Genomic DNA, 23,032 nt, shown 5'->3' with positions numbered 1-23,032 from the left:
TGTGAGTCCCGAACTCATCGCCGTGCTGGCGGTGATCGCGGTGGCCCTGGCGTTCGACTACACCAACGGCTTCCACGACGCCGCCAACGCGATCGCGACCAGCGTCTCCACCCGCGCCCTGACACCCCGGGTCGCGCTCGCCCTCGCGGCCGTCGGCAACTTCGTCGGCGCACACTTCGGCGCCGGGGTCGCCAAGACCGTCGGCGACAACCTCGTCACCCTGCCCACCGGCATCGCGAGCCTGGGGGTCGTCTTCGCCGGGGTGCTCGGCGCGATCGCCTGGAACCTGATCACCTGGTACTTCGGCCTGCCGTCGTCGTCCTCGCACGCGCTGTTCGGCGGCCTGGTCGGGGCGACCCTGCTGGCCACCGGCGGCGTCGTGCAGTGGATCAACATCGGCGAGAAGGTGCTGCTGCCGATGGTGCTCTCGCCGATCGTCGGCCTGACGCTGGGCTACCTGCTGATGCTGGCGATCCTGTGGCTGTTCCGCAACGGGCAGCCGGGCAAGCTGAACCGGGGCTTCCGCTGGGCGCAGACCGCGTCGGCGGCGGCCATGTCCGTCGGCCACGGCATGCAGGACGCCGCGAAGACCATGGGCATCGTGGTCCTCGCCCTCTACACGGGCGGCTTCCAGGACGACAAGACCCACATCCCCGGCTGGGTGTTCTGGACGTCGGCGGCGATGCTGGCGGCCGGCACGTACGCCGGTGGCTGGCGGATCATCCGGACCCTCGGCCGTAAGATCATCGACCTGGGCCCGCCGGAGGGCTTCGCCGCCGAGACGGTGGCCAGCTCGGTGCTCTACTTCAACGCGCTGGTGCTCCACGCGCCGATCTCCACCACCCACACGATCACCTCGGCGATCATGGGCGTGGGGGCGACCAAACGGCTCTCCGCGGTGCGCTGGAACGTCGCCGGCAACATCGTGGTCGCCTGGATCATCACGTTCCCGGCGGCGGCGCTGATCGCCTGCGTCACGTACCTGCTGGTCCGCCCCCTCTTCGGCTGACGACCGCCCGCCGCGCGCGACGTCCGGCGGTCTCACCGCCCGCCGCGCGCCGGCCCGGCGGTTAGGAAGGGCCCCCTGTACAACAGAAGGCGTTAACAGGGGGCCCTTCCTTGCATCTCACTTGTAGTGGACGCCGATCTGCTCGCGGATCGCGTCGAGCAGGCCCATCACCTCGAGCGTGGTGGCGTGCGGCACCAGCGGGCTCTCCGTCAGCCCCGCCGCGAGGCAGCGCTGCACCTCGATCGCCTCGTACTGGTAGCCGCCGCCGGTCAGGTCGGCCGGGATCGTCTCCGGCTCCGCGCCGGCCCGGTGCAGCGTCGCCGACGGCGGCCGGAAGAACGGCGCGGGCAGGTCGATGCGGCCGGTGGTGCCGGTGATCGAGGCGACCATCGGGCTCGCCCCGACCATGCCGCAGCTCAGCGTCGCCACGGCCCCCGAGTCGTAGCCGAAGACGATGCCGGTGTTCTCGTCGACCCCCTCCGGGCCGATCTTCGCCCACGACCGCACATGCTGCGGGACGCCGAGCAGCAGGTGGGCCAGGCTGACCGGGTAGACGCCCAGGTCGAGCAGCGCGCCCCCGCCCAGCGCGCGGGCCCGCATCCGGCTCTCCGGCGCGAACGGCCCGGCCACCCCGAAGTCGGCCTGCACGCCGGTGACCTGCCCGATCGCCCCCTCGGCGAGTAGCTCCACCACCCGCAGGACCAGCGGGTTCGTGCGCATCCACATGGCCTCCATGAGGAAGACCCCCCGGGCGCGGGCCGCCTCGACCAGCTCGGTGCTGTCGGCCAGGTCGAGGGTGAACGGCTTCTCCACCAGCACCGCCCGGCCCGCCGTCAGGCAGGTCATCGTCGCCTCGTGGTGCGCCGAGTGCGGGGTCGCCACGTAGATCGCGTCCACCTCGTCGTCGGCGGCCAGCTCCGCCCAGGACCCGTACGCCCGCCGTGCGCCGTGCCGGTCGGCGAACGCCCGCGCCGACTCCGCCGTGCGCGAGCCGACCGCGACCAGCTCGGCCCCCGGCACGTGCCGCAGGTCCTCGGCGAAGTGGGCGGCGATGTTTCCGGTGGCCAGAATCCCCCAACGTGTCATGCGACCACGCTAGCCGGGCGGGAGCGGACCCCCCGCCGCCGCCGGACCGGCGGACCCACCCTGCGGGACTACGCTCGCGGCATGACGATCGACAGCCACGGTTTCCCCGCCCCGCCGGCCCTGGTCGCGCACGCCCGGCGGTTCCGCGCCGAGGGCGGCATGCCCGCGCGGCCCCGGGTCGCGGCCACCGTGCTGCTGCTGCGCCCGGCCGGCGACGACTTCGAGGTGTACGTCATCCGTCGCGCGGCCGCGATGGCCTTCGGCGGCGTGTACGCGTTCCCCGGCGGCGGCGTGGACCCGTCCGACTCGGCGGCGCACCTCGACTGGGCGGGGCCCGAGCCGGCGGGCTGGGCCGGGCGGCTGGGTGTCGCGCCGGACGCCGCGCAGGCGGTCGTGTGCGCCGCGGCCCGCGAGGTCTTCGAGGAGTCCGGGGTGCTGCTGGCCGGGCCGGACCCGGCGACCGTGGTGGGCGACGTCAGCGGGGACGACTGGGAGTCCGCCCGGCAGGACCTGGAGGCCCGTCGCCGGGGCTTCGCCGACCTGCTCGCCGGGCGGGGGCTGACCCTCCGGTCGGACCTGCTGCTGCCGTGGAGCCGGTGGATCACCCCGGAGTTCGAGCCGCGCCGCTTCGACACGTACTTCTTCGTGGCCCTGCTGCCGGCCGGGCAGCGGACCCGGGACGTCTCCGGCGAGGCCGACCACACCATGTGGGTACGCCCGGCGGACGCCCTGGCCCGCGCGGAGGCCGGCGAGCTGACCATGCTGCCGCCGACCCTGGTGACGCTGGCCGAGGTGGCTGCCGCCGGTGACCTGGCCGGGGTGGCCCGGGCGTCGGCCAACCGCGACGCGGCGACGCCGATCACCCCGCGCCTGGAGCTGCCGGCCGACGGCGAGCCCCGCTTCGTGCTCGGCTGAGCGCCCTCGCCCTGCCTACCCGCCCGCCCGGCGGCCCGCCGGGTTAGGAAGGGCCCCCTGTACAACAGAAAGCGTTAACAGGGGGCCCTTCCTTGCATGCGGCTCAGCCGAAGCGGCCCGTGATGTAGTCCTCGGTCTTCTTCTGGCTCGGGTTGCTGAAGATCTTCTGGGTGTTGTCGTACTCGATGAGGCGGCCCGGGTCGCCGGTCTTCTCGATCGAGAAGAAGGCCGTGCGGTCGGAGACGCGGGCGGCCTGCTGCATGTTGTGCGTGACGATGATGATGGTGAACTTGTCCTTGAGCTGGAACATCAGGTCCTCGATCGCCAGCGTGGAGATCGGGTCCAGCGCCGAGCAGGGCTCGTCCATCAGCACCACCTGCGGCTCGACGGCGATCGTGCGGGCGATGCAGAGCCGCTGCTGCTGGCCGCCGGACAGGCCCGCGCCCGGCTTGCCGAGTCGGTCCTTCACCTCGTTCCAGAGGTTCGCCGCGCGCAGCGAGTTCTCGGCCGCCTCGTCCAGGATCGACTTCCTGCGCACCCCGTTGAGCCGCAGCCCGGCCACCACGTTCTCGTAGATGCTCATGGTGGGGAACGGGTTGGGCCGCTGGAAGACCATGCCGATCATGCGGCGTACGGCGGTGACGTCCACGTCGCGGTCGTAGATGTTCTGCCCGTCGATGGTGAGGTCGCCCTCGACGCGGGCGCCCGGCAGCACCTCGTGCATCCGGTTGATCGACCGCAGGAACGTCGACTTGCCGCAGCCCGACGGCCCGATGAGGGCGGTCACGGTCTTCGGCTCGACGGTCAGGTTGATGTTCTCGATCGCCTTGAAGCCGCCGTAGTAGGCGGTGACGTTGGTGGCGTCGACGCGCTTGGCCATGGTGGTGGTACCTCCGGGATTCATCGGCCGAGCCGGTTCCGGCGAGCCAGCAGCTTCGCCGCGATCGTCAGGATCAGCACGAGGGCGACCAGGGTCAGCGCCGCCGTCCACGCGCGGGCCGGGGCGTACTTCGACGCGTCGCCCGCCTGCTGGTAGACGAACAGGGCCAGCGACGACTGGTTGTTCTCGAACGGGTTGAAGTTGATCGCCGCGCCGCCACCGGCCACGAGCAGCACCGGCGCGGTCTCGCCGGCCGCCCGCGCGATGGCGAGCATGACGCCGGTGACGATGCCGGGCAGCGCGGTCGGGAGCACGACCCGCAGGATGGTCTTCCACTTCGGCACGCCGAGGGCGTACGCGCCCTCGCGCAGCGGCGCGGGGACGAGCCGCAGCATCTCCTCGGTGGAGCGGACGACGGTGGGCAGCATCAGCACGCTCAGCGCCAGCGCGGCGGCGAAGCCGGAGAAGCCCGGCCGCCCGTCGTTGAACACCGGCGAGACGACCAGCACCCAGAAGGCCAGCACGAAGAGGCCGGAGACGATGGACGGGATGCCGGTCATCACGTCGACGAAGAACCGGATCGCGAAGGCGAACCGGCCCCGGCCGTACTCGACGATGTAGATCGCGCAGAGGATGCCGAGCGGGACGGTGATCAGCGCGGCGATGCCGACCTGCTCCAGCGTCCCGACGATCGCGTGGTACGCGCCGCCGTTGGCGTCCCGGGCCCCGATGTTGTTCATCGAGGTGCCGAAGAAGTTGCCGTCGAGGCGCTCGACGCCCTTGCTGACCAGCGTCCACACCACGGACGCCAGGGGCAGCACGGCCAGCACGAACGCCGAGTGGATCAGCGCGCTCCAGGTGCGGTTGCGGGCCGAGCGCCGCCCCTCGACGGCGTGCGCGGCGGCGAAGAGGCCGGCCAGGTAGAGCAGCGCGGCGACGGCCACGACGAGCACTGGGCCGCCGATGCCGGCGCCGTACACGACGGCGGCGGCGACCGCGACCGCGCCGACGGCGATGGCCGGCGGGGCGTACTTCGGCAGGCGCTTCGCCCGGAGGGTGGCCGGCTGGGCCGGCGGCCGGGTGCGGTGGGCGACGGTGGTGCTCATGCGGCCGACTCCGTGAACTCCCGGCGACGGTAGATGATCGCCCGTGCCGTGATGTTGACGATCAGCGTGATGGTGAACAACACCAGGCCGGAGGCGATGAGGGCGCCCCGCCCGGTGTCGTTCGCCTCGCCGAACGCGTTGGCGATGTTGGCGGCGATGGTGTTGCCGCCGTTCTCGATCAGGTTGAACGAGATGCCGAAGGTGATGCCGAGGGTCATCGCCAGCGCGATGGTCTCGCCGAGCGCGCGGCCGAGGCCGAGCATCACGGCGGCGATGATGCCGGGGCGGCCGTACGGGAGGACGGCGGTGCGGATCATCTCCCACCGGGTCGCGCCGAGCGCGAGGGCCGCCTCCTCGTTGGCGGTCGGGGTCTGGAGGAACACCTCGCGGGAGAGCGAGGTGACGATCGGCAGCACCATGATCGCCAGCACCAGCGCGCCGAGCATGATCGACTTACCGAACGGGCCGTCGCCGCCGAAGATCGGGATCCAGCCGAAGTAGGTGTTCAGCCAGACCGAGAAGTCCCGCACCGGGTTGACGAAGATGTCCCGCCCCCAGAGGCCGAAGACCACGCTCGGCACGGCGGCCAGCAGGTCGATGAGGAAGCCCAGCGCGGTGCCGAGCCGGCGCGGCGCGTAGTGGGACAGGTAGAGCGCGATGCCCAGCGCCACCGGCACCGCGATCAGCAGCGCCAGCGCGGAGCTGAGCACCGTGCCGAAGGCGAGCGTGCCGATGCCGAACTTCGGGGCGGTGTCGTTGGGCGACCAGCCCTCGTACGTCCAGAAGTTCGCGGTGTTGGCGCGCAGGGCCGGCACCGCCTTGGCGATCAGGAAGACCGCGATGGCGGCGATGATCACCAGGACGGCGGCGCCGGCGGCCAGGGTCAGGCCGCGGAAGGCGCGTTCCGCGCCGAAGGCCCGCGCCCGGGGCAGGCCACCGCCGCCGCCGAGGCCGCCCCCGCCGGGGGTACGGGTGCTGACTGGTGCCTCGGCCACACGCGCCGAGGCACCGGCGGGGCGCCCGTGGCCCGAGGCCACGCGGATCCCGCCGGTGCCGGCGTCGGCCGAGCGGGGAGGGGTTTCACCCATCTGCTCGCTCGCTTCGAGTTGAGGGAGGTGGTGGTGTCGGTCGCGGTCAGGAGAGGTTCTTGACCGCGGCCTCGACCTTGGTGCGGACCGAGTCCGGCAGCGGGGCGTAGCCCAGCTCGGTCAGCTCGGCCTGGCCCTGGGCGCTGGCGGCGTGGCCCAGCAGGCCCTTGACCAGCGGCAGCTTGTCGGCGGCGATGCCCTTGCTGCAGACGATCTCGTAGGTCACCAGGACGATCGGGTACGCCCCGGCCTCCTTGGTGGCGTAGTCGACCGACATCTTCAGGTCGTCGCCCTGGCCCTCGATCTTGGCCCCGGCGATGGTCTTGCCCGCGTTCTCGGCGGTCAGCTCGGCGAACTCGCCCGCCCCGTTACCGATCTTGGCCATCTTCAGGCCGGCGTTCTCGGCGAAGGACCACTCCATGTAGCCGATCGAGCCGTCGGCGCCCTTGACGGAGCTGGCCACGCCGTCGGAGCCCTTCGCGCCGGTGCCCCCCGGGGCCTTCCACGCCTTGGCGTTCTCGAAGGTCCAGTCCGCGGCCGAGGTCTTGGCGAGGAACTTGGTGAAGTTGTCGGTGGTGCCGGACTCGTCGGAGCGGTGCACCGTCTGGATGGTGGTCGACGGCAGCTTGACGTCCGGATTGTCGGCCTTGATCGCCGGGTCGTCCCACTTGGTGACCTTGCCCGCGAAGATCTTCGCGAGGGTGGCCGGCTTGAGCTGGAGGTTGTCCACGCCGCTGACGTTGTAGGCGACGGCGACCGGGCCGATCACCATCGGCAGGTGGATGGCCTGGCCGCCGGTGCACTTGGCGTCGGCCTGCGGCTGCTCCTCGGGCTTGAGCGCCGAGTCGGAGCCGGCGAAGTCGGCGGTGCCGGCGATGAACGCCTGGATGCCCGCGCCCGAGCCGGACGGCTCGTAGTTGATCGTGCTGCCGGCGCACTTCTGCTGGTAAGCCTTGATCCACTCGGCCATGGCGTTCTTCTGGGCCGACGAGCCCTGCGCGTTCAGGGTGCCGGTGGCGCAGTCGGCCGCGGCGGCCGAGCCGGACGCGGAGGCGCCGCTGGCGGGCTCGTTGTTGTCCGAGCCGCATGCACTGAGACCGAGCACCGCAGTAAGAGCGAGGCAGGCGATAGTGCCGTGCCGCTGGAGCTTCACCTGAGGGGTTTCCCTTCACGTCTGGACGGGCCGTTCCCGGCTGGGTGGCCCGGGGGAGGGCCGGCGTGACCCGGCTGAACTGAAAGTTAGGAGGGCCAGGTAGCCGGATCGCCGGTCGCAAGTGAACGAGGAGTGAACAGGTGCGGCCGGGCGGGTTGCCGCAGGCTGAGGAAGGGTTGTCCATTTCGTGAACTCGCGGCCGACTATCGCTATTAATGCGATATATCCGGGCAGCCGTTATCGCGCCGAGGCCGTGCCGTGACGCCGCCGTGACGCGCGAAGCGAGGGAAGCGGGGCCGTCAGCCGAGGTGGTAGTTGACGTGCGCGGACCAGCGGGCGAAGCCGGCCCGCTCGTAGAGGGCGACCGCACCGGCGTTCGACTCGTCCACGTAGAGCATCACCCGGTCCAGCCCCCGCCGACGCAGGTACGCCAGCCCGGCCGAGGTGAGCGCCCGGCCGAGCCCGCCGCCGTGCGCGGCCGGGTCGACCCCGAGCACGTAGACCTCGCCGATGCCGGCCGCGCCCGGCCGGGTGTGCACCTTCGTCCAGTGGAAGCCGAGCAGCCGGCCGGTGTCCGTGGCGACGGCGAGCAGGAAGCCGGCCGGGTCGAACCACGGCTCGGCGAGGCGTACCCGCAGGTCGTCCGCCGTCCAGCGGCCCTGCTCCGGGTGGCTGGCGAAGGCCCGGGCGTTGAGCGCGAGCCAGTCCGCGTCGTCCTGCCCCGGCACGAACGCGCGCAGCGCCACCCCGTCGGGCAGGCGCGGCTCGGGCGGCGGGTCGGCCAGCGGCCGGCGCAGTTGCCAGAGGACCCGGGCCCGGGTGAGGCCGAGGTCGACGCCGAGCGCGGCGGCGGACGGGTGGTCGCCGTGCGCCCAGGCGCGCACCGGCCCGGCGGCGGCCGCGAGGGCCTCCCGGGCCAGCGCCCGGCCGGTGCCCCGCCGCCGGTGCGCGGGGTGCACGGCCAGCTCCACGCCGACGCCGCCGGCCGGGTCGGTGGTGTCCAGGTGCGCGTACCCGGTCAGGGCGCCGCCGGGCGCACGGGCCGTGAGGTGCACCGCCGGGGCGTGCGGGTCGCGCAGCCGCAGCAGCGTGTGCTCGTCGAACGGGTCGGCCCCGTCGGCGTCGCCCGCCGCGCGGGCCAGGGCCAGCACCTCGGCCACCTCGCCCGGCGTCAGCAGGTCGGCCCGGGTCACCCGGTCGGTCGTCGGCTCGGCGCTGCTCACCCGACCAACGGTAGCGGGACCGCCGCCCGGGCGGGGTCGTTGGCCCGGGCACCGCTGGACGGGGGGCCGACGCCAGGTGACGCCCGGCCCAGGCGGCCCCGGCTCAGGCGCTGCCGGTGGGCAGGGCCTCCAGCCGGAACCGGGCCGCCAGGTCCGGCAGGAGGCTGTGCAGCGCGTCCACCGTGCCCTGCCGGTTGCCGCCCGCGTCGTGCAGCAGCACGATCGAGCCCGGCTGCGCCTCGGCGGAGACGTCGTGGACGATCCGGGTCGCCCCCGGGGCCCGCCAGTCCGACGGGTCGACGGTCCAGTGCAGGGGGATCAGCCCCAGCTCCTCGGCCACCGACACCACCGGGTAGGTCCACGCCCCGCCCGGCTGGCGGTAGTAGGCGATCTCGGCGTCGGGCACGGCGGCCCGGATCGCCGCGTTGGTGCGCAGCAGGTCGGCCCGGATGACGTCGGTCGACCGCTTGCCGAGCAGCTCGTCGTGGTGCCAGGAGTGGTTGCACAGGGTGTGGCCGTCGGCCACGATCGCCTGGATCAGGTCGGGGTGGCGCTGCGCGTTCTCGCCGACCACGCAGAAGGTGGCCTTGACGCCGTGCTCCCGCAGCAACGCCAGGACCTGCGGCGTGTACTGCGGGTCCGGCCCGTCGTCGAAGGTCAGCGCCACCTGCGCCGACCCGGTGGTGACCCGGGCGCCGAACAGGCCGTCGCCCCCGGTCTCCGGCGCCTGCGCGGTCCCGCCGTCCTGGCCGTCCTGGCCGGACTCGGTGGGCGCGCCGGGTCCGTCGGTGGCGGCGGGCGGCGCCCCGCCCCGGCCGGGGTCACCCTGCGCCGGCTGGTCGGCGAAGCTCGGGTCGTCCGCGCTCGCGCTGACCCCGGTGGTCTGCCGGGCCGGGCCGGGCACCATGCTGCGGCCCAGCGCGTACGCGGAGCCGAGCAGGGAGACCACCACCAGGGTGGCGAGCGCCACGAACCGCCCGGTCGTGTCGACGCGCATCAGTGGTCGCCGCCGCTCGGTCGCGGGGGTCGGCCCCTCGTCGCCCCCGTGGTCATCGCACGCACCGTCGCCCCTTTCCTCGGCCACTTCGCCAGTCAGGATAAAACTGGCTAGTGGAGCAAAAGGGGCAAACCGGAAACTCGACGACGTCGACCGTCCCCGGCGGATCAGCCGGAACGGGGCGGATCAGCCGGGGACAGGGGGACGGACCGTCGGTGCCGGCCCGAGCGGGGACCGGGGCCGGTCAGACCGGGATCGGGGCGTGCTCCGACTCGGGCAGCGACCGCGACGGCGGCACGACGAACTTGTAGCCGACCTGGCGCACGGTGCCGATCATCGACTCGTACTCCGAGCCGAGCTTCGCCCGCAGCCGCCGCACGTGCACGTCCACGGTGCGGGTGCCGCCGAAGTAGTCGTAGCCCCAGACCTCGCGCAGCAGCTGGTCCCGGGTGAAGACCCGACCCGGGTGCTGGGCCAGGAACTTCAACAGCTCGAACTCCTTGTACGTCAGGTCGAGCGGCCGGCCCTTGAGCTTCGCGGCGTACGTGTCGGGGTCGATGCTCAGCTCGCCGGCCCGGATCGAGCCGCCGGCGCCGGACGTGGCGTTGCTCAACCGGCCGACCGCCAGCCGCAGCCGCGCCTCCACCTCGGCCGGACCGGCGCTGGCGAGGATGACGTCGTCGACGCCCCAGTCCGCGTTCAGCGCGATCAGCCCGGCCTCGGTGACCACCGCGACCAGCGGCACCCCGAGCCCGGTGGCGTGCAGCATCCGACAGGTGGCCCGGGCCTCGCTCAGCTCCGAGCGCGCGTCCACGAGGACGGCGTCGGGGCTTGGACCGGCAACCAGCGTGCGGACGTCGCGGGGCGCGGTGCGCACCGAGTGTGGCAGCAGGTCGAGCGCCGGCAGCACCACCGATGGTTCACCTGCGCGCGCGGTCACCAGCAGCAGGATCTCCACACGATCACCTCCGTCCCGGCGGCCCTCACGGCCGCGCGCGACCAGCGGCACCCTGAGGCGGGGTGCGCTGAGAACTTGCGTGGGTCCCGGCGTCGCTGACGGGCGGGTAACGGCTTGAGCGTAACCGATCGCTCCGTCCGTGCCTCCAGGTCGTTTCCCGTTTGTCGGCCTTGCCCACGAACGCGCCACAGGTTTTAACGTCACGGAAACCGTGGCCACCGATCCGACACCCCGGTCTGGCACGATCAGGTCGTGTTTCCCTCGACCTCCTCCGAGGCCGGCCGGGACCCGTGGGCCGACGACGGCCACCCTGGGCCGGCCGGTCGTGCGCATCCACCGGCCCCGCGCACCGGCCCGGACGTCGACGACGACGGGCCCCCGGCCCGCCGCGGGCGGCCCCGTCGGCTGCGCCGGGGCGGCGAGCCCGCCCGGCGGCCCGACGACGAGGCCGTCGAGGAGCTGGAAGAGGAGGAGATCGAGCCGGTCGAGGTGCGCCGGCCGCTCGCCCTGACCGTCGCCGGGTTCGCCGCGCTGCTCGGCGTCGGCCTGGTGCTCGGCGCGCAGACCGCCGGGCCCGGGCACCGGCTGCCCTTCGCGCTCATCATCTTCGGCGTACAACTGATCTTCGTGCTGGCCTGGACGATGGCCATGCGCCCGCCCGCGTTGCTGCTGGTGGCGGCCACCAGCGCCGTGGTGGCCGCCGCCGCCGACGTCGCCGCCGTGCGGTCCGACGTCGCCGGCCTCGCCCCGCTGGGCTACCTGGCCGCCGGAGGCTTCCTGCTCGGCGTGCTCGGGCAACTGGTCCGCCGGGTCGACCGGGTCCGGGTCACCGACTCGCTCGGCACCACGCTGCTGATCGTGGTGGGCGTGGTCGCGTTCGCCACGCTGATCGTGCTCAGCCGGATCCCGGCGGGCACCCAGGCGATCACCGTCTGCCTCACCGCCACCGGCGTCGCGCTGACCGTGGCCCGGATCACCGACGCGGTGCTGCCCTGGCCCCGGCTCGCCCCGCAGGTGCCCCGGGGGGCGGCCGGCGTCGTGATCGGCGCGATGGTCGGCACCCTCGCCAGCGCCGTCCTCGGCAGCTTCCTGGTCGGCTTCACCCCGACCAGCGGAGCGGTGATCGGCCTGGTCACCGCCGCCACCGCCGTGCTCGCCGACCTCGCCGTCGGATACGCGGAGGCGGGGCGGCTGATGGCCGGCGAGCCGCCGACGATGTGGGTCGCCCGGCACATGCAGGGCCCGCTCGGCGGCTTCGCCCTGGCCGCCCCGGCGGCGTACGCCATGTGCGTGCTGTTCCTCTGACCGCCCCTGCGGCGGGCCGAGGGTCGGCCGAACGGGCCGTGCGGCGCGACGGACGGTTGGCGCTTTCCCGCTTCGGGTACTCTCCGGGGCGCCGCTCGGGCGGCACCGGTGCCAGGGGCGCGCCGGCACGACAGAAGGAGGCGGCGTGGCGACGGCCCACCCGGCGTACGAGGAACGTCCCCGGCGACGCGGGCGCAAGGTGCTCATCACGCTGGTGGTCCTGCTGCTGATCCTGGGCGGGCTGCTGGTGGCCGCCGACCGGGTGGCCGCCGGGGTGGCCGAGCGGGCCATCACCGACCAGGTCAGCCAGCAGATCACCAAGCAGGGCGCCCAGTCCTCGCCGCCCGAGGTCGAGGTCGGCGGCTTCCCGTTCCTCACCCAGGTGCTCGACGGCAGGTACGAACGGATCTCCATCCGGCTGCGCGACGTGCGGGGCTCGGTGAACGGCGACGCGGTCGCCCTGCCCGAGCTGGACGTCGACGCCCGCAACGTGCGGGCCTCCCTGGAGACCCTGCGCACCCAGCAGGGCGACGTGGTCGCCGAGACCGTCGACGGCACCGGCACCATCACGTACGAGAGCCTGGCCGCGCTCCTCGACCGGCCCGGCCTGACCCTCGGCCAGCGCGACGGCCGGCTCGCCGTCACCGCCCCCGTCGACATCCTCGGGCAGAAGCTGACGCTCACCGGGACCGCCGACGTGACCGTCGGCAAGGAGGGCGCGATCTCGCTGCGCTTCAACGACGTCGACGCCGAGGGGCTGCCGAACATCCCGCTGGCCCGCACCCTGCTGAGCAACTACGCCAAGGACATCTCGATCGACGTCCCCCTGCCCGACCTGCCGTTCCAGCTCGCGGTGCGCGAGGTCAGGCCGCTGCCGCAGGGCCTGGCGGTGACCGCCGCCGCCAAGGACGTCCCGATCAACTCGGCCGGCTGACCGCCCGCGCCCGTCAGCACGGTGAGCGCCCGTCCGGCGACTGTCCGTCGGGACGGGCGTCCCGGATGCTGGTCGGGGCGGTGGCGTTCCCCGGGATGGCTGGTAGTGTCCCTGCTCATGGGGACGCTCCTCACCAAACGGCGCGCGGTCGACCTGTGCCGCGTGGCCACCTGCCTGTGTCGCCCCGTCATCTGACGGCGGGGCTGTCCTCGGCCGCCTGACGGCGGCCACCGGCCACAGGGTCTGCGTACCCTCCCGGTTCTTCCCCCTGAACGCCCGGCAGCGGCGCCGTCGCACGAACCCGTGATCCCGTCCTTTCTCTGGGTCCCGCGCGTGGTGCGACAGCTACAGACTTCGTCCTCGCGCAGGCTCACCATCCACCTCACCAGGGAGTGATCTGATGAGTCGCGACACCGCACTCGTCTCGGCCGAGTGGGCCGAGAAGAACATCGACGCCCCGGGCGTCGTCTTCGTCGAGGTCGACGAAGACACCTCGGCCTACGACACCGGCCACATCGCCGGCGCGATCAAGCTCGACTGGCGCACCGACCTCCAGGACCCGGTCCGCCGGGACTTCGTCAACAAGTCCCAGTTCGAGGCGCTGCTCTCCGAGCGCGGCATCTCCAACGACGACGTCGTCGTCCTCTACGGCGGCAACAACAACTGGTTCGCCGCGTACGCGTACTGGTACTTCAAGCTCTACGGCCACCGCGACGTCAAGCTGCTCGACGGCGGCCGCAAGAAGTGGGAGCTGGACGCCCGCCCGCTGGTGACCGACGCGGTGACCCGCCCGGCCACCCAGTACGTCGCGCAGGAGCCGGACACCTCGATCCGCGCCTTCCGCGACGAGGTCGTCGCCGCGATCGGCACCAAGAACCTGGTCGACGTGCGCAGCCCCGACGAGTTCGCCGGCCGGCTGCTCGCCCCCGCCCACCTCCCGCAGGAGCAGGCGCAGCGCGCCGGTCACATCCCCACCGCGATCAGCGTGCCGTGGTCCAAGGCGGCGAACGAGGACGGCACCTTCAAGTCCGACGACGAGCTGCGCAAGATCTACGCCGCGGCCGGGCTGGACGACAGCAAGGAGACCATCGCCTACTGCCGGATCGGCGAGCGCTCCTCGCACACCTGGTTCGTGCTCCAGGAGCTGCTCGGCCACGCCAACGTGAAGAACTACGACGGATCCTGGACCGAGTACGGCTCGCTGGTCGGCGTGCCGGTCGCGCTCGGCGACGAGCCCGGGGAGGCCTGAGCCATGACTGCTCCCACCGCTCCCACCGCTGCCGGGTGCGCCGCGCCCGACCAGGCCGCCCCGCTGCCGGCGAGCCTGGACCTGGAGAAGGAGACCGTCATCACCGGCGCCGTCCGGTCCGAGGCGGGCGACACCGTCGCGGGCGCGTACGTCCGGCTGCTCGACTCGACCGGTGAGTTCACCGCCGAGGTGGTCACCTCCCCGGCCGGCCAGTTCCGGTTCTTCGCCGCCCCGGGCACCTGGACGCTGCGGGCGCTGTCCCGGCACGGCAACGGCGAAACCGCCGTGACCGCCGCGCGCGGCATCAACGAGGTAACGGTCACCGTAGCGCCCTGAGGTGCAAGGAAGGGCCCCCTGTTAACGCTTTCTGCATAGGAAGGGCCCCCTCCTAACACCTGCGCACGGCACGCGCATCGGCTCGGGCCGGTCGCCCCGCACCAGGGGTGACCGGCCCGAGCCGTGTCGCGAGGCAGACGCCGCCGGCTGGCCACCGGGCCAACCCGCTACCTCAGCACGGGCGGCGCGGCCTCACCGCCGGTCTGCCAGCCGAACGGGTCGTCGTCCTCCAAGACCCGTATCCGCTCGCTGCCCGCCCTGCCCCGCTTCGACTGGTCGTCGGAAAGCGCGGAGACCTTCGTCCTCAGGTCGTCGATCATCTGGTAGAGGCGGACCCGCTCGCGGTCTGTGCTCTCCCGCATCTCGCCCAGCGTCACCAAGTGCTGGCTCGCGCGAGCCTCGGCGTCGTCGCGTTCCCGCACGAGCTGGCCAGCCCGGGTCTCCGCCCTGTCGCGTTCGAGGATGAGCCGGCCGGCTCGGCTCTCGGCCTGGTCGCGTGCTTCGGCGAGTAGATCCTGACGGGCGATGAGGTCCTCGTTCTCCCGTACCAGCCGATCGATCCGCGCGTTGAGCTCGGCACCCTCCTGATGCTGGCGGGCGACGTCCTGCCGCATCTGTTCCGAGACGTTCTCGATGCTGTTGATCAGCCTGCGCCGGTCCGCCTCGGCCTCTTCGATTTGCCGCTGCAGGTTCTCGGTCAGCCCGGCGATCTGGCCCTGCAACTCCTTGATCCGCCGGTGCTGGTCGACCAGTTCCTGTTGGGCGCGGTCGTGCTCCCGTTCGAGCATCGCGATCCGGCTCTTGTCGTCGCCGGCCTGGGAGGCGGACGCCAGCGCGTCCCGGACGATCCGCCCTTCGACGACGATCCGGCCGGTGTAGCCGTGCGGCGGGCCGCCACGGTACTGCTGCCACAGGCCGGCGAACAGTTCCAGGCGATCGTCGTGGTCGTCGGCGGGCGCGCAGATCCGGACGGCCCAGACGAGCAGGTCCCACGACACCCTGCCATCGCGTCTCAGCTCGTCGAGAACCTTCTTGTGGGTCGCGCCGTGATCGACTGCGATCTTCTTCCAAAAGTGCTGGAACGCGCCGTGCTTACGGCCGTGCCAGTTGCAGATCAGCTCCCGTACCCGGTGCTGCACCTCGTCCACGTGGCCATTCTGGTCGAACCGTCGATCGCGTGCAGCGCAGGGGGCGGTGCGCCTCGCGTCTGCTGGAGTGACAGTGCAGATAGGACATTTGGGTGGCTCGAAAGTGGTCACCGGCAAGGGACGAAGGACCGTTCGGATGGCGTGATGCCGGTCACATAGATGCCTTCTTTTCGGCAGTGATCGCAAGTTCTCAGCGGTCGGACCTCGCCTTCTGTCCAGTGGGGCTCTCGTTTGCGGGTGTGGCCGAAAAGCGGCTGCCGACTTGCGCTTTGTCGAAATATCCGATTTTCCCCGCCTCTGCTCTCATCGCAGGAATGAAGTACCGCTTCAGTGCGGTCCGGGGTGCCGGCGGAGCCGACAGCCAGGGCCCTGGGTGGACAGGGAGGTGCCATGTCCGTGTTCGTTGAACTTGCCGACCGCCGGGAAGCGCTCGTCACCGTGACGGTGCTGTTGGTGCTGCTCGGATGGGGACTGTTCGCCGTGCGGCGGCGTCGAGGGCATGATCTGGCGGAGCTGCGGTCCACCGCCCGCGTCGCGACGCCGCAGAGCATCTACCAGCTGCTCGCCTGGGCGCTGTCCAGTGACGGCCGGACGGCTCGCCTGATCGTCCTGCTGGTGGTGCTGCTCCTGCTCGTCACGTTCGACGACAGCCTGGCCCGCGCAATCGAGGCCCTGTTCGGCGCTGCCTGAGGGCGAGGCATATGGCGTCGAGGCGCACAGCAAGAGCGCTCGGGCCGGTCGCCCCGCACGAGGGGTGGCCGGCCCGAGCCGTGTCAGTTCCCGGGAACACGTCACGAGGTGCAGCCGCCGGCATGATCGACGCGCCGCACGCAGCGGCGTCGACCGCCGAGCCGCCGGTCGCAGAAGACCTGGTGCTGCGCGTCCGGCGCGCCCTCCTCCGACACCGTCGTCTCGCCGAGCACCAACTCCGGCAGGAACGCCAGCGACCGGCCGATCGCGCGGGCCAGCAGCCGCGCCGCGGGCAGGCCGTCGGCGGCGACGGTCAGGTGTACGACGTACCGCTCGCGCCCCGTCGTGGCGGTCACCCGCGCACCACCCGGGGCCCGAACCGGGACTGCCAGTCGCGGAGCGCGCCCTTGATCCGCGCGTTCTCTTCCCGGGTACGGCTCAACTCGGCGTGCAGCGCGGCCAGCTCGTCGGCGGTCCGGCGCAGGTAGCCGTCCACCTCGGCCGGGTCCAGCCCGCGCCGGCACCGGCCGAAGCGCTGCTGCCGCATCTGGTTGGCGCAGAGCGGCCGGTACGCCGTCGACCGGTGATGGTGGCCCGCGTTCCGCCGTCCCGGCGGCGCGGATCGACCGGTGGGGCGGGCGCTGGGTTGGTTGGTCGTGGGGCGGGTGGTGGCGCGGTGTCGGGCCGGTGGGCGGCGGTCGGGTGGTCGCTCGGCTGTCGCCGAGCGGCCGGCTGCCGTCGACCGGTTCCGGCGGAACAGCCGGAGGAGCCTGCGCACGATGAGGACCACCTCTCCGCAAGGGCAGCCGGGAACAGCGCCGCCGGGGAAGGCGGCCGGGACGGGCGTGTCCCTTCCGACTCCGACACCCGCCCCGACCGGGGGATGAGCCCTACCCGTTGCCACGCGAGGAGCGCTCACCGCCAACTTATTTGAGGAACTGGAAAGAGTCAACGACCGTTTGCTGTGCGTGGTTGCAGGTGGTGATCGGGGCGTGATCGAATCGGAGGTGCCACGCGAGGAGTGCCATGCCTGTGACCCCGGACTACATCCGGATCTCTGACGAGATCGTTGCCGACGTCAGGTCGGGCAAGTACAAGCCTGGGGACAAGCTGCCCTCGATCAGTGAGCAGTGCAGCAGGTTCAACGTCAGCGCGTCGACGATCAACCTCGTCAACGTGCGGCTGGAGGCGCTCGGGGTGATCAGCCGTCACCAGGGCAAGGGCATCTTCGTCACGGATCCGGCGACCTGGCTGCGCAAGCCCTGACCGGGGCGAGATCTTGAAAGATTCCGGCCCCTGGAGGGGCTGTTCAGTCCCATGAGGGGCCATGAACTTCCAAGATTCCCTGTTACGGAGCTGCCAGGCGCAGCGGGGCCGGGCGAGACGGGGCAGGGTGGGCGTGATCGTGCTTGATCAGGGATCGAGTGGCCTCCCACGCGGAGCGATGCCACTGTTTCCCTGATCGAGCGGGCCTCCCTGCCACCAGGCGCGATCCTGGGTCCCGAACGGGTGCGCCCGGACGGCCGCCCCGAGCGGGCGCGGAGGGCGCTTACCCGTCCGACGCCTGTTCGGCTGCGCGCTGCACCCGGGCGCGGTGCTCGGCCCACCGGCTCGCGTCGGCGTACGGCAGGTTGTCGATGCTCCGCAGCAGCCCTGCGGTGCCGTCGATCGTCTCCCGGACGATGTCCGCGTGCCCGGCGTGCCGATGGCTCTCGGCGGTCACGTGCACCAGGACGCGGTGCAAGGTCAGCTCATTGCGACCGGCCGGCCACCAGGAGACGGTGCCGATCGCGTCGAGCGGCAGGGCCTCGATCGTCGCGTCGGCGTGTGCCCAGGCCCGGCGGTAGAGCGCGACGAGCTGCGCGCGGGACTCGTCGGCGGTCGCCCACATGTCGGCATTGGGGTCCGCGTCGGGGTCGGTGTCGGAGTCGAGCCAGGGCATCGGCTCGTCGTGCGGGCGGCCGAAGGTCGGCCCGAAGTAGCCGAACTCGACGCCGGCCAGGTGCTTGACCAGCCCCAGCAGGTTGGTGCCGGTCGGGGTCACGGGCCGGCGGATGTCGTACTCGGAGAGCCCGTCGAGCTTCCACAGCAGGGCCTCGCGGGCGTCACGCAGATACTGGTGCAGGTCGGCCTTGGCATCGGGTGGCGTCATCCGCACACCCTCCCACCCGCCTCCCCACCCCTCCCCACCCGCCGCACCCCCGTCCCTGCCGCCACCCCCCGCCTGCGCCGATCTTGCACTTTGGGCCCCGACTTTGTCCCTTTTGCTGCTTATGCGGGGGCCGAAACTGCAAGATCGCGGGGGCGAGGGGCGAGGGGCGAGGGGCGAGGGGCGAGGGCGAGGGGCGGGGGGCGAGGGCGAGGGGCGAGGGCGAGGGGCGGGGGGCGAGGGGCGGGGGGCGGGGAGGGGGAGCGAGGGGCGGGGAGGGGGAGGGAGGGGTCAGTTGCCTCGGCGGCGGAGCTTGGCGCCCCACTGGGCCACCGTCACCAGCAGCGCGCCGATGCCGAGGGCGAGTGCGCCGATCAGGCCGACGGCCGCCGTGGAGGCGCCCGTCACCGGCAGATCCTGGCTCGCGGACATGTTCACCTCCCTCACGCGTCCGTGGCGGCGGGGACGGCGAAGCGGGTGGGGGAGGCCCACACGCACCGGTCCACCGTTGGCTGGCGGATGGCCTTGACCAGGGCGTGCACCAGGATCACCCGGTACAGCAGGTCGGCCAGCACGATCGTCGGCAGGAACAGCAGCAGGCGGGGGCGGCGCAGCCGCCAGGCGGCGAGCGCGACCCACAGCCCCTGGCCGGCGAGCAGGAGCAGCAGGCCCGTGCCGAGGCCCGGCCCGGCGGTGGCGAGCAGCCACAGGGTGAGCGGCGCGCCGAGCACGTACAGCAGCCAGTGCGCCATGAGCAGCACGTACGCGTAGTCGAAGCGGGTGTTCCGGCGGCCGACGGAGTGCCCGATGATGCCCTGGAAGGTGCCCCACAGCCAGCGCAGGTTCTGCTTGTACCAGTCCCGGCCGTTCGTCGGGTCCTGCAAGAGCGCGGTGGCGCGGGGGGCGTACACGACGCGGCCCAGGCCCCGGCGGTGCGTCTCCAGCACCCAGTACGTGTCGTCGACGATGTACGGCGGCTGCTGCGGCAGCAGCACGTCGAGCAGCTCCGTGCGGTAGATCGAGTTCGAGCCGGAGATGCAGTTCATGACGTTGAAGTGGCTCTGGATGCGGCGTACGACGGCCTGGTAGTTCCAGTAGCTGTAGGCGCGCTTGGCCAGCCACGGGTTCCACCGCCGCTCCGGCGGCCACCAGGTGACGTTGTGCCCGACGACGATCGCCACCCGCTCGGTGAGGTGCGCCAGCGCGGCGGTGACGAAGTCGGGCGCGACCAGCACGTCGTCGTCGAGGATGGCGACGGCCCGGTACGCCGTGCCCAGCCCGAACCGGACGTACCCGGCGTGCAGGGCGGCGGGCTTGCCGACGTTCTCCGTGAGCTCCAGCACCTCGGCGCCGGCCTCGGCGGCCTCCCGCGCGGTGGCGTCGGTGGAGGCGTCGGAGACCACGTAGACCCGGGCGCCGGTGGCGCGGGCGGCCCGCACCGCTCCGGCGATCGTCGCCGCCCCGTTCCGGCAGGCGATCATGATGGCCACCTCGTCGGGGGCGACCGGTCGGTACCGGGGGAACTCGGGGCGCTCGCCGTGCCGGGTGACCCGCTCGGGGCGGAGGAAGCCGTAGCCGAACGCGGCCACGAGGAGGAACAGAACGATACCACCGAGAGTAATCGTGGAGATCAGGAAAGCTTCCCGCATGAGGCCCATTTCGCAGGTGAGAGGGTATGCGAAGGCCGCTCACGTTGCGGCGCTGCGGTAACGCTACGTGTTCTTCCGGCGGTCGCCAAATGCCGGCCCGGGTTCTGGCCGTTCGGCCGACCCGCCGGCCCCGCCCGGTGGAGTCGCCGCCGGTCAGGGGCACGATGCGCCGCGCGCCGGCCGGGCGTTCGGCCCCGCGTGACACGATGAGCGGGTGAGTGGTGCTGCCCCCGCCGGATACGCCCCGCCGACCGGTCCCGGCGGAAACGGAGAGCCGACGCCGCCGGCCCGCCGGTCCCGTTGGCTGCTCGTGGCGACCGTGGCCTGGGCGGTGCTGCTCGGCGTACTCACCTGGGTCTCGGTCCGCGACGACGGGCCGACGGTCCGCGAGCAGCGCAGCCTGGCCCAGGCCGGGCCGGTGGTCGACCGCGCGGTGGGCGAGCTGGTCGCGGCGGCCGGCGACCGGGCCGTCGCGCTCACGCCGGCCCGGACGGAGCCCGGCTGCCGGGTGACCCCCCTGCTCGACGGCGCGACCCTGGAGCGCGGCGTGGAGATCCTCGACCCCGCCGCCGACCCGCGCGCGGTGCTCACGGAGCTCGCCGACCGGCTGCCGACCGGCTGGGAGGCCGGGGTCCGGGTGACCGGCGACGGCCCCCGCCTGCGGGCCGACGCGGGGGAGTTCGTGCTGGTCGAGGGCCGCCCGGCCGGCGACGGCCGGCTCCGGCTGACCGTCCGCACCGGGTGCCGGCCCGTCGGCGACGGCTACCGCCCGCCGTCCGCGCAGGGCGGCCCGGAGGCCGACGCGCTCGCCGCCGCCCGGCGGGCGCTGTCCGCCCCCGCCGGCCCGGCCCCCGAGCTGCTCGCCGCGCCGTGCCCCGGCGGCGACCGCCAGGCCCGCACCGCCCGCGTCACCCTCGACCCCGTCCCGGCCGCGCCGGCCACCGCGCTCGCCCCGGCCGCCGGCCGCGCGGTCCTGTTCGACACCCCCGAGGGGTACGCCTACCGTGCCGGCGGGGTCACGGTGGCCCTGACCGGCGGCGACCTCACCGCCACCACGTCCTGCCGCTGAGCACCCGGGGCGGCAGCCCGGCAGGGCTCAGCGGCGCACCGGGTCGCTCGCGGTGCGGCTGCGGCCCAGCGCGTCGACCAGCCCCCACCGGCCGGGGATGTCGAGCAGCTCCACCCGGCCCATGCCCGCCGGCACCGCCGGATCGATGATCAGGTGCTCGCCCTGCGGCTCCAGGCCGAGCATCACCCGCAGCAGCAGCAGCGGGGTGCCGGCCGACCACGCCTGTGGGCTGCACGCCGTCGGATACTCCACCGGATAGTCGGTGAGGTCCCGCTCGTAGCCGGCGAACGCCTCCGGCAGCCGCCCGCCGAAGTGCCGGGACGCCGACAGGATGCCCTCGCAGATCCGGCCGGCCTCCTCGCGGAAGCCGTACCGCCACAGGCCCCACGCGATGATCGAGTTGTCGAACGGCCAGACCGTGCCGACGTGGTAGCCGATCGGGTTGTAGCGGCCCTGGTCGTCGGCGAGCGTACGCACGCCCCAGCCGGAGAACAGCCGGGGCCCGAGCAGGTGCGCGGCGACCGGCCCGGCCTTGTCGGCGTCGACGATCCCGCTCCACAGCAGGTGGCCGATGTTCGACGACAGGGCGTCGACGGGCTGCCCGTCCTGGTCCAGCGCCAGCGCGTAGAACCCGCGGTCGGGCAGCCAGAAGTCCCGGTTGAACCGCTCCTTCAGCTCCGCCGCCTCACGCTCCAGCCGCTCCGCGTACGCGGGATCGTGCCAGACCTCGCGGGCCAGCCGCGCCCCGCGCAGCTTCGCGTCGTACGCGTACCCCTGGGTCTCGCAGGTGGCCCGGGGGAAGCCCGGCAGCCGGCCGTCGGCGTAGGAGATCGCGTCCCAGGAGTCCTTCCAGCACTGGTTCGCCAACCCCGTGGCCGGGTTGCGGGTCCGGTACCAGACGTACCCGGTGCCCAGCAGGTCGCCGTACGTGTCGATCCACTCCAGCGCGCCCCGGGCCGCGGCCTCCAGCTGCCGCACCAGCCCGGTGTCGCCCGTCCACCGCTCGTACTCGTCGAGCAGGATCACGAACAGGGGCGTCGAGTCGGCGGAGCCGTAGTACGGCGAGTGCGGCTGCTCCTCGAACCCGGCCGTCTCGCCGTACCGCAGCTCGTGCAGGATCTTGCCGGGCTCCTCGTCGCGGAAGTCGTCGATCCGGAACCCCTGGAGGCCGGCCAGCATGGTGATCGTCGGCGGCACCAGGTCCGGCAGGAACGGCAGCACCTGGAGCGAGGTGAAGATGCTGTCCCGACCGAACAGGGTCATGAACCAGGGCAGCCCGGCGGCCATCAGCCGCACCCCGAGGGCGATCGACTCGTAGCGCAGGGCCGCCAGGTCGTTCAGGCTCCGCAGGTACGCCCCGGCCAGCGGCTCGCAGTCGCAGCCGAGCTTCGGCGCCCGCGCGACGACCTCCTCGTGCTCGGCCTGGATGGCGGCGATGGACCGGTGCGCGCCGAGCGGCAGGCTGTCCCGGACGTCCTCGCCCCGGGCCCCGTAGATCACCGTCTGCACGTCGAGCCGGGTGGTCCACTCCCCGTGCGGCTCGACGCACACCCGGAACGTCATGCCCGTCGGGTCGACGATCGCCGTGGCGCTGCTGACCACCACGGTCTCCCGGTGGAAACCCTCGCGCCGGTAGGTGAACCGCAGCTCGTCCTCCCCCGGGGCGGCGGTGGCCCGGCCCGTCTTGCGCCGGGTCTGCTTGATCTCGAACAGGTCGGCGAAGTCGGCCCCCATGTCGACCCGGACGACGAACTCGGCCTCGCGCCCGGAGTGGTTGAGGACGGTCAGCTCCTCGGCGAAGCTGCCGCCGATGGACCGGCTGCGGAGCACCGACACCTGCGCGTCCAGGTAGTGCGAGGGCGCGCCGGGCACCAGGAAGAACCGGGTGCGGTACGAGAACGCGTCGTCGACGGAGAGCGGATGCAGCCGCTCCCCGTCGACCGTCAGCACCCAGGTCGACAGGAACCGCGTGTCGAAGGAGAACAACCCGGTCGGGAAGTCCTGCGCCGGCTCGATGTCGCCCCGCCGGTCGCTGACCAGGAAGGTGTTGCCGTCGAGGATGCTGACCTGCCCCCTCACGCCGGCTTC

General features: G+C 72.9%; 25 protein-coding genes. 10 read left to right on the top strand and 15 right to left on the bottom strand.

Annotated features, from left to right (window positions below):
* The first annotated feature begins 1 nt into the window (after position 1).
* On the top strand, positions 2-1,009 hold the full coding sequence (locus tag O7633_RS15960) for an inorganic phosphate transporter (RefSeq protein WP_074472375.1): 1,008 nt from the start codon (positions 2-4) through the stop codon (positions 1,007-1,009).
* Positions 1,010-1,126: 117 nt separating this feature from the next.
* On the opposite strand, the gene O7633_RS15955 is transcribed toward O7633_RS15960, so the two are convergent.
* Positions 1,127-2,095 (bottom strand): Gfo/Idh/MocA family oxidoreductase, encoded by a 969-nt coding sequence (locus tag O7633_RS15955; protein WP_282328345.1) that lies wholly within the window; start codon positions 2,093-2,095, stop codon positions 1,127-1,129.
* Positions 2,096-2,176: 81 nt separating this feature from the next.
* On the opposite strand from O7633_RS15955, the gene O7633_RS15950 reads away from it, so the two are divergent.
* Positions 2,177-3,010, top strand: coding sequence for an NUDIX domain-containing protein (locus O7633_RS15950; RefSeq protein WP_282328344.1), 834 nt, complete (start codon positions 2,177-2,179; stop codon positions 3,008-3,010).
* 103 nt (positions 3,011-3,113) lie between these two features.
* Here the strand turns inward: O7633_RS15950 and pstB are convergent, their stop codons facing one another.
* The 7 genes from pstB to O7633_RS15915 form a co-directional block, all read right to left on the bottom strand.
* Positions 3,114-3,890: a phosphate ABC transporter ATP-binding protein PstB gene (gene pstB / locus O7633_RS15945; protein WP_282328343.1), complete on the bottom strand. Its 777-nt coding sequence runs from the start codon at positions 3,888-3,890 to the stop codon at positions 3,114-3,116.
* A 20-nt stretch (positions 3,891-3,910) separates the two neighbouring features.
* The gene (gene pstA, locus O7633_RS15940; protein WP_282328342.1) at positions 3,911-4,996 is read right to left on the bottom strand and encodes a phosphate ABC transporter permease PstA; all 1,086 of its coding nucleotides are present in this window, start codon (positions 4,994-4,996) and stop codon (positions 3,911-3,913) included.
* Positions 4,993-6,084 carry a phosphate ABC transporter permease subunit PstC gene (pstC, locus tag O7633_RS15935; protein WP_074472380.1) on the bottom strand — a complete coding sequence of 364 codons (1,092 nt, stop codon included), beginning with the start codon at positions 6,082-6,084 and terminating at the stop codon, positions 4,993-4,995. The genes pstA and pstC overlap by 4 nt, the downstream gene beginning before the upstream one ends.
* 46 nt (positions 6,085-6,130) lie before the next feature.
* On the bottom strand, positions 6,131-7,237 hold the full coding sequence (pstS, locus tag O7633_RS15930; protein WP_282328341.1) for a phosphate ABC transporter substrate-binding protein PstS: 1,107 nt from the start codon (positions 7,235-7,237) through the stop codon (positions 6,131-6,133).
* A gap of 299 nt (positions 7,238-7,536) precedes the next feature.
* Positions 7,537-8,460, bottom strand: coding sequence for a mycothiol synthase (gene mshD, locus O7633_RS15925; RefSeq protein ID WP_282328340.1), 924 nt, complete (start codon positions 8,458-8,460; stop codon positions 7,537-7,539).
* Positions 8,461-8,563: 103 nt separating this feature from the next.
* Positions 8,564-9,457, bottom strand: a complete 894-nt coding sequence (locus tag O7633_RS15920) for a polysaccharide deacetylase family protein (protein WP_282328339.1) — start codon at positions 9,455-9,457, stop codon at positions 8,564-8,566.
* A gap of 244 nt (positions 9,458-9,701) precedes the next feature.
* Positions 9,702-10,415: a response regulator transcription factor gene (locus O7633_RS15915; RefSeq protein WP_043965210.1), complete on the bottom strand. Its 714-nt coding sequence runs from the start codon at positions 10,413-10,415 to the stop codon at positions 9,702-9,704.
* Positions 10,416-10,667: 252 nt separating this feature from the next.
* Between O7633_RS15915 and O7633_RS15910 the strand changes: the two genes are divergently transcribed.
* The 5 genes from O7633_RS15910 (at position 10,668) to O7633_RS15895 (ending at position 14,239) form a co-directional block, all read left to right on the top strand.
* Positions 10,668-11,720, top strand: coding sequence for a hypothetical protein (locus O7633_RS15910; protein WP_282328338.1), 1,053 nt, complete (start codon positions 10,668-10,670; stop codon positions 11,718-11,720).
* Between the two features lie 145 nt (positions 11,721-11,865).
* Complete coding sequence (locus O7633_RS15905) at positions 11,866-12,654, top strand: DUF2993 domain-containing protein (RefSeq protein ID WP_178066552.1); 789 nt, start codon at positions 11,866-11,868, stop codon at positions 12,652-12,654.
* A 117-nt stretch (positions 12,655-12,771) separates the two neighbouring features.
* Positions 12,772-12,849: an Ms5788A family Cys-rich leader peptide gene (locus O7633_RS33165; RefSeq protein WP_311202345.1), complete on the top strand. Its 78-nt coding sequence runs from the start codon at positions 12,772-12,774 to the stop codon at positions 12,847-12,849.
* 205 nt (positions 12,850-13,054) lie between these two features.
* Positions 13,055-13,903, top strand: a complete 849-nt coding sequence (locus O7633_RS15900; protein ID WP_043965215.1) for a sulfurtransferase — start codon at positions 13,055-13,057, stop codon at positions 13,901-13,903.
* Positions 13,904-13,906: 3 nt separating this feature from the next.
* A complete protein-coding gene (locus O7633_RS15895; RefSeq protein ID WP_278129636.1) occupies positions 13,907-14,239 on the top strand; it encodes a DUF1416 domain-containing protein in 333 nt (110 codons plus the stop codon).
* A 167-nt stretch (positions 14,240-14,406) separates the two neighbouring features.
* Here O7633_RS15895 and O7633_RS15890 read toward each other — a convergent pair whose 3' ends face one another.
* Positions 14,407-15,387 (bottom strand): hypothetical protein, encoded by a 981-nt coding sequence (locus O7633_RS15890; RefSeq protein ID WP_282328337.1) that lies wholly within the window; start codon positions 15,385-15,387, stop codon positions 14,407-14,409.
* A gap of 390 nt (positions 15,388-15,777) precedes the next feature.
* On the opposite strand from O7633_RS15890, the gene O7633_RS15885 reads away from it, so the two are divergent.
* Positions 15,778-16,077 carry a hypothetical protein gene (locus O7633_RS15885; RefSeq protein ID WP_282328336.1) on the top strand — a complete coding sequence of 100 codons (300 nt, stop codon included), beginning with the start codon at positions 15,778-15,780 and terminating at the stop codon, positions 16,075-16,077.
* 101 nt (positions 16,078-16,178) lie between these two features.
* On the opposite strand, the gene O7633_RS15880 is transcribed toward O7633_RS15885, so the two are convergent.
* Both O7633_RS15880 and O7633_RS15875 read right to left on the bottom strand, forming a co-directional pair.
* On the bottom strand, positions 16,179-16,433 hold the full coding sequence (locus tag O7633_RS15880) for a hypothetical protein (protein ID WP_282328335.1): 255 nt from the start codon (positions 16,431-16,433) through the stop codon (positions 16,179-16,181).
* Entirely contained in the window at positions 16,430-16,855 is a 426-nt protein-coding gene (locus tag O7633_RS15875) for a DivIVA domain-containing protein (protein ID WP_282328334.1), read from the bottom strand. Before O7633_RS15875 ends, O7633_RS15880 begins: the two co-directional genes overlap by 4 nt.
* A gap of 248 nt (positions 16,856-17,103) precedes the next feature.
* Between O7633_RS15875 and O7633_RS15870 the strand changes: the two genes are divergently transcribed.
* Positions 17,104-17,343, top strand: a complete 240-nt coding sequence (locus tag O7633_RS15870) for a winged helix-turn-helix domain-containing protein (protein WP_282328333.1) — start codon at positions 17,104-17,106, stop codon at positions 17,341-17,343.
* A gap of 283 nt (positions 17,344-17,626) precedes the next feature.
* On the opposite strand, the gene O7633_RS15865 is transcribed toward O7633_RS15870, so the two are convergent.
* The 3 genes from O7633_RS15865 to O7633_RS15855 all read right to left on the bottom strand — a co-directional run bounded on the left by O7633_RS15865 (position 17,627) and on the right by O7633_RS15855 (position 19,875).
* Positions 17,627-18,229 (bottom strand): DinB family protein, encoded by a 603-nt coding sequence (locus tag O7633_RS15865; RefSeq protein ID WP_282328332.1) that lies wholly within the window; start codon positions 18,227-18,229, stop codon positions 17,627-17,629.
* 288 nt (positions 18,230-18,517) lie between these two features.
* A complete protein-coding gene (locus tag O7633_RS15860; RefSeq protein ID WP_176734426.1) occupies positions 18,518-18,658 on the bottom strand; it encodes a hypothetical protein in 141 nt (46 codons plus the stop codon).
* Between the two features lie 11 nt (positions 18,659-18,669).
* Entirely contained in the window at positions 18,670-19,875 is a 1,206-nt protein-coding gene (locus O7633_RS15855) for a glycosyltransferase (RefSeq protein WP_282328331.1), read from the bottom strand.
* Between the two features lie 214 nt (positions 19,876-20,089).
* Between O7633_RS15855 and O7633_RS15850 the strand changes: the two genes are divergently transcribed.
* Positions 20,090-20,944 carry a hypothetical protein gene (locus O7633_RS15850; RefSeq protein ID WP_074472390.1) on the top strand — a complete coding sequence of 285 codons (855 nt, stop codon included), beginning with the start codon at positions 20,090-20,092 and terminating at the stop codon, positions 20,942-20,944.
* A 27-nt stretch (positions 20,945-20,971) separates the two neighbouring features.
* Here the strand turns inward: O7633_RS15850 and O7633_RS15845 are convergent, their stop codons facing one another.
* Entirely contained in the window at positions 20,972-23,023 is a 2,052-nt protein-coding gene (locus O7633_RS15845) for a glycogen debranching N-terminal domain-containing protein (protein ID WP_282328330.1), read from the bottom strand.
* Positions 23,024-23,032 lie beyond the last annotated feature (9 nt).

It is taken from the genome of Micromonospora sp. WMMD712, from assembly GCF_029581295.1.
Lineage (GTDB): Bacteria > Actinomycetota > Actinomycetes > Mycobacteriales > Micromonosporaceae > Micromonospora > Micromonospora carbonacea.
This window is presented reverse-complemented; position numbering and strand designations above follow the sequence as displayed.

What these genes read in the sequence shown, in the direction of transcription:
- O7633_RS15955 (WP_282328345.1), bottom strand. Translation starts at nt 2,095, where the DNA reads ATGACACGTTGGGGGATTCTGGCCACCGGAAACATCGCCGCCCACTTC.
- O7633_RS15950 (WP_282328344.1), top strand. Translation starts at nt 2,177, where the DNA reads ATGACGATCGACAGCCACGGTTTCCCCGCCCCGCCGGCCCTGGTCGCG.
- pstB (WP_282328343.1), bottom strand. Translation starts at nt 3,890, where the DNA reads ATGGCCAAGCGCGTCGACGCCACCAACGTCACCGCCTACTACGGCGGC.
- pstA (WP_282328342.1), bottom strand. Translation starts at nt 4,996, where the DNA reads ATGAGCACCACCGTCGCCCACCGCACCCGGCCGCCGGCCCAGCCGGCC.
- pstC (WP_074472380.1), bottom strand. Translation starts at nt 6,084, where the DNA reads ATGGGTGAAACCCCTCCCCGCTCGGCCGACGCCGGCACCGGCGGGATC.
- O7633_RS15920 (WP_282328339.1), bottom strand. Translation starts at nt 9,457, where the DNA reads ATGCGCGTCGACACGACCGGGCGGTTCGTGGCGCTCGCCACCCTGGTG.
- O7633_RS33165 (WP_311202345.1), top strand. Translation starts at nt 12,772, where the DNA reads ATGGGGACGCTCCTCACCAAACGGCGCGCGGTCGACCTGTGCCGCGTG.
- O7633_RS15900 (WP_043965215.1), top strand. Translation starts at nt 13,055, where the DNA reads ATGAGTCGCGACACCGCACTCGTCTCGGCCGAGTGGGCCGAGAAGAAC.
- O7633_RS15895 (WP_278129636.1), top strand. Translation starts at nt 13,907, where the DNA reads ATGACTGCTCCCACCGCTCCCACCGCTGCCGGGTGCGCCGCGCCCGAC.
- O7633_RS15885 (WP_282328336.1), top strand. Translation starts at nt 15,778, where the DNA reads ATGTCCGTGTTCGTTGAACTTGCCGACCGCCGGGAAGCGCTCGTCACC.
- O7633_RS15870 (WP_282328333.1), top strand. Translation starts at nt 17,104, where the DNA reads ATGCCTGTGACCCCGGACTACATCCGGATCTCTGACGAGATCGTTGCC.
- O7633_RS15865 (WP_282328332.1), bottom strand. Translation starts at nt 18,229, where the DNA reads ATGACGCCACCCGATGCCAAGGCCGACCTGCACCAGTATCTGCGTGAC.
- O7633_RS15860 (WP_176734426.1), bottom strand. Translation starts at nt 18,658, where the DNA reads ATGTCCGCGAGCCAGGATCTGCCGGTGACGGGCGCCTCCACGGCGGCC.
- O7633_RS15855 (WP_282328331.1), bottom strand. Translation starts at nt 19,875, where the DNA reads ATGCGGGAAGCTTTCCTGATCTCCACGATTACTCTCGGTGGTATCGTT.